This is a genomic window from Enterobacter sp. MGH 16 (genome assembly GCF_000493175.1).
In the GTDB taxonomy this organism is placed as follows: Bacteria; Pseudomonadota; Gammaproteobacteria; order Enterobacterales; family Enterobacteriaceae; genus Enterobacter; species Enterobacter roggenkampii.
The window spans coordinates 4,368,718-4,381,224 of the sequence record NZ_KI535695.1; the positions used below are offsets into that span (position 1 = coordinate 4,368,718).

The following is a 12,507-nucleotide window of genomic DNA, read 5'->3' on the forward strand; positions in this document are numbered from 1 at the left end:
ATCTCCTTCGTGTTTGTCTGGTGTTGTGGCACACTAGCACCATAGCTAACTTTTAGTAAGTACGTACAAAAAGGTAAGTATGAAAACAACGATACCGACGCTCAGCGAACAATTGCGCGATGGCAATCTCTTCGCGGAACAGTGCCCTTCACGAGAGGTGCTCAAACACGTTACCAGCCGCTGGGGGGTACTGATTCTGCTGGCGCTGCGCCAGGGAACGCATCGCTTTAGCGATCTGCGCCGTAAAATGGGCGGGGTGAGCGAAAAGATGCTGTCCCAGTCGCTTCAGGCGCTGGAGCAGGACGGGTTTGTCGATCGCGTATCGTACCCGGTTGTGCCGCCGCACGTAGAGTATAGCCTGACCCCGATGGGGATCGAGGTCAGCGAGAAAGTCGCCGCGCTGGCGGACTGGATTGAGGTGAATACGCCGAAGGTGATGGCGAATCGGGACGATCGCGCGGCGTAAAAGCCGGGTGGCGGCTTCGCCTTACCCGGCCTACCCATAATCTTCCATCCCGTAGGCCGGGTAAGCGAAGCGCCACCCGGCACAATCGCCGCTACTTACTTAAATCCAGGTGATAAATCGCGAACCCAATATCATCCGTCGCGACCTGTTTCATCGGATACTGCGCCTTCTCCTTAATAAATGCCGCTGCCTTCTCGGACGGTGATGTTTCAAAGCGGATATCCAGCGGCGTATCGCTGTGGATCGGCGCCAGACGCCAGTTGTTATCCACCGCCGGATGAATTTCGCCGGCCTTTTTCGACTCCGCGCTGATCCACGCCGCCAGCACAGAGCGGTTCTCGTCCGGCGAGGCAAAGGCGATGTGGCTATCTCCCGTACCGGCAAACTTACCGCCGTAGGCACGGTAGTTATTGGTCACCACCAGGAAAGTGGCATTCGGGTCGATCGCCTTGCCGTTGAAGGTCAGGTTTTTAATGCGCTCCGCCTGCGGGTTGATCGCCTGACACTCGCCGTCATATTTCGCCGGCTGGGTGACGTCAATCTGGTAGTTCACGCCGTCGATCACGTCGAAGTTGTAGGTGCGGAAGCCGTCCCAGTTAATCAGCGACTGCGGCTTGCTGCTGTGTGGGTCAATCTGGTTAAACTGTCCGGCAGAACACTCCAGCCACTCTTTTACCTCTTTCCCGGTGGCTTTAACCACCACCAGCGTATTCGGGTAGAGATAGAGATCGGCGGCATTACGGAAGGTGAGCTGGCCCTTTTCGACCTCCACATAGCTTGCCGGGTCATTCTTACGCCCACCCACTTTGAATGGCGCAGCGGCGGAGAGCACCGGCAGTTTCGCCAGATCCGGATCGCCCTGCACAAAGTGTTCGGCATAGGCTTTCTGCGCCATGTTGACGACCTGAACGGTCGGATCGTCCTGCACCAGCGCCAGGAAGCTGTACATGCTGTCGGCGGATTTGCCGATCGGCTTGCTGACGAATTCGCGCGTGGCGTCGTGATCGTGCTTCAGCACGTCGACCAGTTTTTTATCTTCCGCCGCCAGCGATTTTTTCGCTGCCGCGTCGTAAATTGGGCGCGCTTCGGCTTTTGACTGCGTGACCTTCCAGCGGCCGCCGTCGTTATTCAGCACCAGATCCACCACGCCAAGATGGTCGCCCCACATGCCCGGCATCACCGACGGCACGCCGTTAAGCGTCCCTTTCTCAATATCCGCCCCTTTAATGCTGGCAAAGTCTTTGCCCGGGAAGACCGCGTGGGCGTGGCCGAACAGGATCGCATCGACGCCCGGGACCTCACTCAGGTAGTAAACGGAGTTTTCTGCCATGGCCTGGTATGGATCGGCGGAGAGGCCGGAATGGGCAACCACCACCACCAGATCGGCGCCTTTTTCGCGCATTTCCGGCACGTATTTACGCGCGGTTTCGGTGATGTCGTTAACGGTCACCTTACCGTCGAGGTTGGCCTTATCCCACGTCATGATCTGCGGCGGGACAAAACCGATGTAGCCGATTTTCAGCGTCTGTTTTTTCCCGTCCTGATCGACAACCTCAGTCTCTTTAATCAGGTAAGGCGTAAAAAGCGGCTTTTGGGTCTTAACGTCGATGATATTGGCGTTAACGTACGGGAATTTTGCGCCTGCCAGGGCATCATGCAGGTATGTCAGACCGTAGTTGAATTCATGGTTGCCGAGGTTACCGACGGTATAGTCCAGGGTGTTCATCGCTTTATAAACAGGATGGATCTCGCCTTTTTTCAGCCCCCTGGTCGCCATGTAGTCCCCGAGCGGACTGCCCTGAATGAGATCGCCGTTATCGACCAGCACGCTATTTTTCACTTCGCCGCGCGCCGCATTGATCAAACTCGCCGTGCGTACCAGCCCGAATTTTTCCGTCGGGGTATCTTTGTAGTAATCGAAATCCATCATGTTGCTGTGCAGATCGGTCGTTTCCAGAATACGTAAATCGACCGTCGCTGCCTGCACGCTCGCCGCAATCAGCGTCGCCAGGAGCGTTGCGCTAAACTTAATCATCAGAAGAGTCCTTTTTTCGATCCAGGCCACAAAAGAGTATGTATCTATAACGTGTTGCTTACATAAATGTGAATCCTGACAGAAAAAAGCAACCTGAAACCGGAATTGCTTCACAGATAGCGGAATTGTTCACATTACGATATAACTAAAACAAAGAGTTAACCTCACTGCGTTAACAAAGAGGTGGAAAATGCTAGATAAAATTTGTCAGCTCGCACGGGATGCGGGGGATGCCATCATGCAGGTGTATGACGGTAGTAAACCCATGGAGGTTGTCAGCAAAGCGGACGACTCTCCGGTCACGGCGGCAGATATCGCGGCGCATAAGGTGATCCTGAAAGGGTTACAGGCCATAACGCCGGACATCCCCGTCCTGTCAGAAGAAGCGCCGCAAAGCTGGGAAGAGCGCCAGCACTGGCAGCGCTACTGGCTGGTGGACCCCCTGGACGGGACAAAAGAGTTCATCAAGCGCAACGGTGAATTCACCGTCAATATCGCCCTGATTGAGAAGGGTAAAGCGGTGCTGGGCGTGGTCTACGCGCCGGTCATGAAGGTGATGTACAGTGCTGCAGAAGGGAAGGCGTGGAAGGAAGAGTGCGGCGTGCGCAAGCAGATCCAGGTGCGCGACGCGCGTCCGCCGCTGGTGGTGATTAGCCGCTCGCACAGCGACAGCGAGCTGCAGGAGTATCTGCAGCAGCTGGGTGAACACCAGACCACCTCGATTGGCTCATCGCTGAAATTCTGCCTGGTGGCGGAAGGACAGGCGCAGCTCTATCCCCGCTTTGGGCCGACGAACGTCTGGGATACCGCCGCCGGGCACGCCGTGGCTGCGGCCGCCGGGGCGCACGTTCATGACTGGCAGGGCAAGCCGCTGGACTACACCCCGCGCGAATCCTTCCTCAACCCCGGCTTCCGCGTCTCTCTTTATTGAGCCAGCAGCTTATGCAGCAGGTCGACAACCTGCTGCACTTCTTCCTGGGTTAGCGCCCCGTCTTTCACCCACTGTACGCGGCCGTTCTTATCCAGCACGACAATCGCAGAGCTCTCTTCCTCCAGCTGCCAGGCCTTACGGGTGACGCCGTTGCTGTCGACGATAAACTGCGACCATGGGTAGAGCTTTTTATTGCTCTCAAGGCTTGAACGCACAAACATCCCGGAGCCCGGAATGGCGTCATCGGTATTCACGATCGTGGTGGTCTGGTAACGATCGTGTGGGAATTTTGCCGCCTTGATCGCCTCCACCAGGTTGGCATTTTTCTCTTTTGCAGATGTACGACCGGCAATATGTTGTACAACTCTCACTTTGCCCGCGAGCTGCGCGCTATTCCAGGCTTTGTAGCTAAACTTATCATTGTCGAGAATCAATTCTCCCCGGTCAGCAATGCCGACTGGCGGTACACGTTGTCCTTTTTCAATGTTGTGAGCACTCGCCCACAGGGGCAGCAGCAGGCAGGCTGCTGCAAGGATATTACGTAGGGTCATGGCGTTTCCTTATTGTTTGCAGGTGATCCGACCACTTGGTCATGCACTTTTAATGATAAGTGCGATCAATGTGGTTTTCCCGCAATCCCGATGCCACTTTGCGGGTGAACGCACATATCCATGAAAAAACGACGGCTTATACTGCGCTCAGTCACGCTTTGCAAAGATTATTCTGAATAATTGTAATCAAACGGTAAATAAACTTATGCACACTGGGTAACACCGTAGTTCTGGTCTATAGTCATTGGGCATTAAAATTTGCGCTCAGGACAGTCGGGCCGATTGTGGCACCGCAAGAGCGTATGATTCGCAGGAGATACAAGAATGAAAATTTTCCAACGCTACAACCCGCTTCAGGTGGCGAAGTACGTGAAGATCCTGTTCCGTGGACGGTTGTATATCAAGGATGTTGGCGCTTTTGAGTTTGATAAGGGCAAAATCCTTGTCCCAAAAGTGAAGGACAAACAGCACCTGTCTGTGATGTCCGAAGTCAACCGTCAGGTTATGCGTCTGCAAACTGAGATGGCTTAACCAACGTGCTATGCAGTAGTTAAAAAAACGGCTCCCGATGGGAGCCGTTGATGTTTGTGGGGGCAGGAACCTTACGCCGACACCTTCTCTTCCGCATCCGGCAGCTTCGGCACCAGTACGGTCGGTTTGTTGTCGATGCGCGTCACCAGCAGCTGGTCGATGCGGTAGTTATCAATATCCACCACTTCAAACTTGTAGCCGGAGAACTTCACCGAGTCGGTACGTTTCGGGATCTTACGCAGCATAAACATCATAAAACCGCCGATGGTCTCGTAGTTTCCGGACTGCGGAAACTCGTCGATATCCAGCACGCGCATCACGTCTTCAATTGGCGTGCCGCCATCAATCAGCCATGAATTATCGTCACGCTGAACAATCTGCTCTTCCAGCCCCTGGCCTACCAGGTCGCCCATCAGCGTGGTCATGACGTCGTTGAGGGTGATAATACCCACCACCAGCGCGTATTCGTTCATGATCACCGCGAAGTCTTCCCCGGCGGTTTTGAAGCTTTCCAGCGCTTCTGAGAGCGTCAGGGTGTCCGGCACAATCAGGGTATTGCGGATCTGCACGCCGCTGTTCAGCGCCAGGCTCTGGTTCGCCAGCACGCGGTTCAGCAGGTCTTTGGAGTCGACGTAACCGATGATGTGGTCAATATCTTCATTACAGACCAGGAACTTGGAGTGCGGATGCTGCGCCACTTTGTTCTTCAGGCTCTGCTCATCTTCATGTAAATCGAACCAGATAATGCTTTCACGGCCCGTCATGGAAGAGGGCACGGTACGGGATTCCAGTTCGAATACGTTCTCAATCAGCTCGTGTTCCTGCTTGCGCAGTACCCCGGCCAGGGCACCGGCTTCCACGACCGCATAAATGTCGTCAGAGGTGATGTCATCTTTACGCACCATCGGCAGCTTAAAGATGCGGAAAATGACGTTTGCCAGGCCGTTGAAGAACCACACCAGCGGGCGGAACACAAACAGGCAGAAGCGCATCGGGTTGATGATACGCAAAGCCACGGCTTCTGGCGCAATCATACCGATGCGTTTCGGGGTCAGGTCGGCGAAGAGGATGAACAGCCCGGTCACCAGCGAGAAGGAGAGGATAAAGCTCAGCTGTTCGGCCAGTTCGGCGGACATGTACTGCGCAAAGAGGCTATAAAACGCCGGGGAAAATGCCGCATCGCCCACGATACCGCCCAGGATAGCCACCGCGTTCAGACCAATTTGCACCACGGTAAAGAACGTACCGGGGTTTTCCTGCATTTTGAGAATGCGAGAGGCGTTGATGTTGCCCTCGTCGGCGAGCAGCTTCAGTTTGATTTTACGGGACGCGGCCAGCGAGATCTCGGATATCGAGAAAAATGCACTGACGGCAATCAGACAAAGTATTACTAAAATACTGTTTAACATAGTTTATCCGGCTTCTCGCCAGATCCTCAGAAGGGGAGTTGATACCATTTGTGTGGAAACACATTGAACATCAGCTCGTAGCGTTGAGCCGATTATTTCAGCGGCTAGTATAGCGTAAAGAGATGTAAATCTGCCAGAGGTCACATTTTTACATAAAACAGACCGGACAGCGGGTGCTGCCCGGTACGGGCGACGATCTAACGGCTGATAATCAGGCCAGCTGTGGCGGCAGGCAGACGCCGATACCTCCGATTCCGCAGTAGCCGTACGGGTTTTTATGCAGATACTGCTGGTGATCGTCCTCGGCGTAGTAGAACGGTTTCGCGGTGGTGATTTCCGTGGTCACCTCGCGCGTATCGCCCGCTTCACGCATGGCCTGCTGGAAACGCTCAAGGCTGGCGCGCGCGGCGGCATCCTGCTCAGGGGTGAGCGGATAGATAGCCGAGCGGTACTGCGTGCCGTGGTCGTTGCCCTGACGCATGCCCTGCGCCGGGTCGTGGTTTTCCCAGAAGACCTGCAGGAGCTGTTCGTAGCTGATTACCGTCGGGTCGTACACTACGCGTACCGCTTCCGCATGGCCGGTTTCGCCGGAGCAGACTTCGCGGTAGGTTGGATTCGGCGTGTAACCGCCCGTGTAGCCAGCTGCCGTGCTGTAAACGCCAGGCAGCTGCCAGAAGAGGCGCTCAACGCCCCAGAAGCAGCCCATAGCGAACAGGGCGATTTCCATGCCATCAGGAACGTTAGTCATGGAATGGCCATTGACGGCGTGTAAAGTTGCCACAGGCATAGGGGTGTTGCGTCCCGGTAATGCATCAGCTTGTGAAACCAGATGCTTTTTGTCGAATAAACTCACGGTGGGGCCTCCCGGGGTGCGATGTTTCGGTTAAGGTTGTCACGGCGCGTTTAATTGAACACAATAAATGCGCTGAATGAGTCTAGATTTAATCATAAGAAATATTTGGGTGTTACACCCATTTTCAACCCGAGATTCGGGTTTTTGGCCAACAGGCCGTATTTTGCCGCGGAGCGGCACTTCATTTGCTTCCAGGGTGGAAACAGGGATATTCAGGAGAAAACGTGACAAAAATCCGCCAGTTATGTTTAGTCAGTCTGTTGCTGACAAGCGGGATTGCCAGCGCGGCGAATGTCCGTTTGCAGGTTGAGGGGTTATCCGGGGCGCTACAAAAAAACGTGCGTGCGCAGCTATCGACCATCCAGAGTGATGAGGTGACGCCGGACCGGCGTTTCCGCGCGCGCGTCGATGATGCCATCCGTGAAGGACTAAAAGCGCTGGGGTATTACGAACCCACCATTGATTTCGATCTCCGCCCGCCGCCAAAGAAGGGGCGCCAGGTGCTTATTGCCCGCGTTTCGCCGGGCGAGCCGGTGCTGATTGGCGGCACCAACGTCATCCTGCGCGGCGGGGCGCGTACCGACCGGGATTACCTCGACTTGCTCAGCACGCGGCCGAAAATCGGCACCGTGCTCAACCACGGTGACTACGACCACTTCAAAAAAGAGCTGACCAGCGTTTCCCTGCGTAAGGGCTACTTTGACAGCCAGTTCAATAAAAGCCAGCTGGGCATTGCGCTGGCGCGACGTCAGGCCTTCTGGGATATCGACTACGACAGCGGAGAACGCTACCGCTTTGGCGACGTGACGTTCGAAGGGTCGCAAATTCGTGAAGAGTACCTGCAAAACCTCGTGCCCTTTAAAAAAGGGGATTACTACCAGTCGAGCGACCTGGGAGAGCTGAACCGACGGCTCTCAGCCACCGGCTGGTTTAACTCCGTGGTTGTCGCCCCTGAATTTGATAAGTCTCGCAAAACCAAGGTGTTGCCGCTGCACGGCGTTGTTTCGCCGCGCACCGAGAACACCATTGAAACCGGTGTGGGCTATTCGACGGACGTTGGCCCGCGCGTGAAGGCCACCTGGAAAAAGCCGTGGATGAACTCCTACGGCCATAGCCTGACCACCAGCGCCAGCATTTCCGCCCCGGAACAGCAGCTCGATTTCAGCTATAAAATGCCGCTGCTGAAAAATCCGCTTGAGCAATATTACCTGGTTCAGGGGGGCTTTAAGCGCACCGACCTGAACGATACCGAGTCCGATTCCACCACGCTTGCCGTGTCGCGTTACTGGGATCTCTCCAGCGGCTGGCAGCGCGCCATCAACCTGCGCTGGAGCCTGGATCACTTTACCCAGGCCAACGTCACCAACACCACCATGCTGCTCTATCCTGGGGTGATGATCAGCCGCACCCGCTCACGCGGCGGCCTGATGCCGACCTGGGGCGATTCCCAGCGTTACTCTATCGATTACTCCAACACCATGTGGGGTTCCGACGTGGATTTCTCGGTGATTCAGGCGCAGAACGTCTGGATCCGCACGCTGTATGACAAACACCGCTTTGTGGTGCGCGGCAACCTCGGCTGGATTGAAACCGGCGACTTCGACAAGGTCCCGCCGGACCTGCGCTTCTTCGCCGGGGGCGATCGCAGCATCCGTGGCTATAAATACAAATCCATCGCGCCTAAGGACGATGACGGCAAGCTGATCGGTGCCTCTAAGCTGGCTACCGGCTCGCTGGAGTACCAGTACAACGTCAGCGGAAAATGGTGGGGCGCCATGTTCGTCGACGGCGGCGAAGCGGTGAGCGATATCCGCCGCAGCGATTTTAAAACCGGCGCGGGCGTCGGCGTACGCTGGCAGTCACCCGTCGGGCCCATTAAGCTCGATTTCGCCGTGCCGGTGGGCGACAAAGAAGAACACGGATTACAGTTTTACATCGGTCTGGGGCCTGAATTATGAGTTTATGGAAGAAGATAAGCCTCGGGGTGCTGATTTTTATCGTGCTGCTGCTCGGTACGGTGGCGTTTCTGGTAGGAACGACGACCGGGCTGCATCTGCTGTTTAACGCCGCGAACCGCTGGGTGCCGGGGCTGGAGATTGGCCAGGTGACGGGCGGCTGGCGCGACCTGCGCCTGAAGAACATCCGCTATGAGCAGCCGGGCGTGGCGGTGAACGCCGGGGAGTTTCACCTGGCGGTGAAGCTGGGCTGTCTGCGTGACAGCAAGCTCTGCGTCAACGATTTGTCGCTAAAAGACGTCAACGTGGCGATAGATTCGAAGAAAATGCCGAAGTCTGCGCCGGTAGAGGAAGAGGACAGCGGTCCGCTGAATCTCTCCACGCCGTACCCTATCGCGCTTTATCGGGTGGCGCTTGATAACGTCAATGTCAAAATCGACGACACCACCGTGTCCGTGATGGATTTCAGCTCCGGCCTGCGCTGGCAGGAGAAAAACCTCACCCTGACGCCAACCTCCCTGCAGGGCTTGCTGATCGCGCTGCCGAAAGTGGCCGACGTGGCGCAGGAAGAGATCGTCGAGCCGAAGATCCAGAACCCGCAGCCGGAAGAGAAGCCGCTGGGCGAAACGCTGAAAGACCTCTTCTCGAAGCCTGTCCTGCCGGAAATGACCGATGTGCATCTGCCGCTGAACCTCAATATTGAAGAGTTCAAAGGCGAGCAGCTGCGCCTGACCGGCGATACTGACCTGACGGTCTATAACATGCTGCTGAAAGTCAGCAGCATTGACGGCAACATGAAGCTCGACGCGCTGGATATCGACACCAATCAGGGTTCGGTGAACGCGTCAGGCAACGCCCTGCTGCGCGACAACTGGCCGGTGGATATCACGCTGAATAGCGCCCTGAACATTGACCCGCTCAAAGGCGAGAAGGTGAAGGTCAAAGTGGGCGGGGCGCTGCGCGAGAAGCTGGATGTCGGGGTCAATCTCTCCGGCCCGGTAGACATGGTCCTGCGTGCGCAAACCCAGCTGGCGGAAGCCGGGCTGCCGCTCAATCTTGAGGTGGTCAGCAAGCAGCTTTACTGGCCATTCACCGGCGAAAAACAGTACCAGGCCGATGACCTGAAGCTGAAGCTGAGCGGCAAGATGACCGACTATACGCTCTCGTTCCGCACCGCAGTGAAGGGGCAGGGCGTGCCGCCCGCGAACATCACCCTGGATGCGAAGGGCAACGAACAGCAGGTTAACCTCGACAAGCTGACCGTCGCGGCGCTGGAAGGCAAAACCGAGCTGACCGCGCTGCTCGACTGGCAGCAGGCGATCAGCTGGCGCGGTGAGCTGAAGCTGACGGGCATTAACACCGCCAAAGAGGTGCCGGACTGGCCGTCGAAGCTGGATGGCCTGATCAAAACCCGCGGCAGCCTGTACGGCGGCACGTGGCAGATGGACGTGCCGGAGATCAAGCTCACCGGGAACGTGAAGCAGAACAAGGTAAACGTTGAAGGCTCGGTGAAAGGCAACAGCTACCTGCAGTGGGTTATCCCGGGTCTGCACGTGGCGCTGGGCCGCAACACGGCGGATATCAAAGGCGAGCTGGGGGTGAAAGATCTCAATCTGGACGCCACCATCGACGCGCCGAATCTGGATAACGCCCTGCCGGGCCTGGGCGGTACGGCGAAGGGGCTCCTGAAGGTGCGCGGCACGGTAGACGCGCCGCAGCTGCTGGCGGACATTACCGCCAATAACCTGCGCTGGCAGGCGCTGAGCGTTGCCCGCGTTCGTGTGGAAGGGGATGTGAAATCCACTGACCAGATCGGCGGAAACCTGAACCTGCGCGTAGAGCGCATTTCTCAGCCGGGCGTCAACATCAGCCTGGTCACCCTGGACGCGAAAGGGAACGAGAAGCAGCACGACCTGCAGCTGCGCGTGCAGGGCGAGCCGGTCTCCGGCCAGCTTCACCTGACCGGCAGCTTCGACCGCAAAGAGGAGCGCTGGAAAGGGACGCTGGATAACACCCGTTTCAACACGCCGGTCGGGCCGCTGGCGCTGTCGCGCGCCATCGCGCTGGACTACCGCAACGCCGAGCAGAAGATCAGCATTGGGCCGCACTGCTGGACCAACCCGAATGCGGAACTGTGCGTGCCGCAGACCATCGACGCGGGCGCGGAAGGACGCGCGCAGATCAACCTCAACCGCTTCGATCTGGCGATGCTGAAACCGTTTATGCCGGATACTACCCAGGCCAGCGGCGTCTTCAGCGGAAAAGCCGATGTCGCCTGGGACACCACCAAAGAGGGGCTGCCGCAGGGTAGCGTCACGCTGTCCGGGCGTAACGTGAAGGTGACGCAGGAGGTGAATGACGCGCCGCTGCCGGTGGCCTTCGACACCCTGAACCTGAGCGCGGACCTGCATAACAACCGTGCGGAGCTGGGCTGGCTGATTCGTCTCACCAATAACGGTCAGTTTGACGGCAAGGTTCAAATTACCGACCCACAGGGACGGCGAAATCTGGGCGGCAACGTCACTATCCGCAACTTCAACCTGGCGATGGTGAACCCGATTTTCGCACGCGGGGAAAAAGCCGAGGGCATGGTAAATGCCAACCTGCGCCTGGCGGGCAATGCGCAAAGCCCTCAGCTGTTCGGCCAGCTGCGCCTCAGCGGCGTGGATATTGACGGCAACTTTATGCCGTTTGACATGCAGCCCAGCCAGATCGCGATGAACTTCAACGGCATGAGCTCGACGCTGAGCGGCTCGGTACTGACGCAGCAGGGGCAAATCAACCTGAGCGGCGACGCGGACTGGAGCCAGCTCGACAACTGGCGCGCCCGTATTGCCGCGAAAGGCAGCAAGGTGCGCATCACCGTACCGCCGATGGTACGCCTGGACGTCTCGCCTGATGTGGTCTTTGAAGCCACGCCAAGCCTCTTCACGCTTGACGGTCGCGTTGACGTGCCGTGGGCGCGCATCGTGGTTCACGACGTGCCGGAAAGTGCGGTCGGCGTCTCAAGTGATGAAGTTATGCTCAATGAAAATCTGAAACCGGTCGAACAGAAGAGCGCGGGCATACCGATTAATAGTAACCTTATCGTGCACGTGGGGAATAACGTGCGGTTGGATGCGTTTGGGCTGAAGGCGAGGCTTACGGGCGACCTGAAGGTGGCGCAGGATAAACAAGGGCTTGGCCTGAACGGGCAGATCAATATCCCTGAAGGGCGATTCCACGCCTATGGTCAGGATCTGATTGTCCGCAAAGGAGAGCTGCTGTTCTCCGGTCCACCGGATCAACCCTTGCTGAACATTGAAGCGATTCGTAACCCGGAAGCGACGGAAAACGACGTCATTGCCGGGGTCCGCGTCACCGGTTCCGCCGACGAACCGAAGGCGGAGATCTTCTCTGACCCGGCGATGTCCCAGCAGGAAGCCCTCTCTTACCTGCTGCGTGGTCAAGGTCTCGACAGCGGTCAGAGCGACAGCGCGGCGATGACTTCGATGTTAGTGGGGCTGGGGGTTGCACAAAGTGGGCAGGTTGTGGGTAAAATCGGCGAGACGTTCGGCGTAAGCAATCTGGCGCTGGACACCCAGGGCGTGGGTGACTCCTCGCAGGTGGTGGTCAGCGGCTATGTACTGCCGGGTCTGCAGGTAAAATATGGTGTGGGGATCTTTGACTCACTGGCAACACTCACGTTACGCTATCGCCTGATGCCTAAGCTATATCTGGAAGCAGTGTCCGGCGTAGACCAGGCACTTGATCTGCTCTATCAGTTTGAGTTTTAG

General features: G+C 57.0%; 9 protein-coding genes. 5 read left to right on the forward strand and 4 right to left on the reverse strand.

Annotated features, from left to right (window positions below):
• The first annotated feature begins 79 nt into the window (after window positions 1–79).
• Window positions 80–466 (forward strand): winged helix-turn-helix transcriptional regulator, encoded by a 387-nt coding sequence (locus L362_RS02485; RefSeq protein ID WP_008502885.1) that lies wholly within the window; start codon window positions 80–82, stop codon window positions 464–466.
• Window positions 467–557: 91 nt separating this feature from the next.
• Here the strand turns inward: L362_RS02485 and L362_RS02480 are convergent, their stop codons facing one another.
• Window positions 558–2,501: a bifunctional 2',3'-cyclic-nucleotide 2'-phosphodiesterase/3'-nucleotidase gene (locus L362_RS02480; protein WP_023345309.1), complete on the reverse strand. Its 1,944-nt coding sequence runs from the start codon at window positions 2,499–2,501 to the stop codon at window positions 558–560.
• Window positions 2,502–2,691: 190 nt separating this feature from the next.
• Here L362_RS02480 and cysQ point away from each other — a divergent pair, with 190 nt between their 5' ends.
• Window positions 2,692–3,432, forward strand: a complete 741-nt coding sequence (gene cysQ / locus L362_RS02475; protein WP_023345310.1) for a 3'(2'),5'-bisphosphate nucleotidase CysQ — start codon at window positions 2,692–2,694, stop codon at window positions 3,430–3,432.
• Here cysQ and L362_RS02470 read toward each other — a convergent pair.
• Window positions 3,426–3,983: a YtfJ family protein gene (locus L362_RS02470; protein WP_008501431.1), complete on the reverse strand. Its 558-nt coding sequence runs from the start codon at window positions 3,981–3,983 to the stop codon at window positions 3,426–3,428. The genes cysQ and L362_RS02470 overlap by 7 nt on opposite strands.
• Before the next feature lie 324 nt (window positions 3,984–4,307).
• Between L362_RS02470 and L362_RS02465 the strand changes: the two genes are divergently transcribed.
• Entirely contained in the window at window positions 4,308–4,514 is a 207-nt protein-coding gene (locus L362_RS02465) for a DUF1107 domain-containing protein (RefSeq protein WP_008501430.1), read from the forward strand.
• Window positions 4,515–4,585: 71 nt separating this feature from the next.
• Here the strand turns inward: L362_RS02465 and L362_RS02460 are convergent, their stop codons facing one another.
• Both L362_RS02460 and msrA read right to left on the reverse strand, forming a co-directional pair.
• Window positions 4,586–5,923, reverse strand: coding sequence for a polyamine export protein PaeA (locus L362_RS02460; protein ID WP_008501429.1), 1,338 nt, complete (start codon window positions 5,921–5,923; stop codon window positions 4,586–4,588).
• Between the two features lie 211 nt (window positions 5,924–6,134).
• Window positions 6,135–6,776 carry a peptide-methionine (S)-S-oxide reductase MsrA gene (gene msrA, locus L362_RS02455; RefSeq protein WP_008501428.1) on the reverse strand — a complete coding sequence of 214 codons (642 nt, stop codon included), beginning with the start codon at window positions 6,774–6,776 and terminating at the stop codon, window positions 6,135–6,137.
• Window positions 6,777–7,000: 224 nt separating this feature from the next.
• Between msrA and tamA the strand changes: the two genes are divergently transcribed.
• Both tamA and tamB read left to right on the forward strand, forming a co-directional pair.
• Window positions 7,001–8,734 (forward strand): autotransporter assembly complex protein TamA, encoded by a 1,734-nt coding sequence (gene tamA, locus L362_RS02450; protein WP_008501426.1) that lies wholly within the window; start codon window positions 7,001–7,003, stop codon window positions 8,732–8,734.
• Window positions 8,731–12,507 carry an autotransporter assembly complex protein TamB gene (gene tamB / locus L362_RS02445; RefSeq protein WP_023345311.1) on the forward strand — a complete coding sequence of 1,259 codons (3,777 nt, stop codon included), beginning with the start codon at window positions 8,731–8,733 and terminating at the stop codon, window positions 12,505–12,507. Before tamA ends, tamB begins: the two co-directional genes overlap by 4 nt.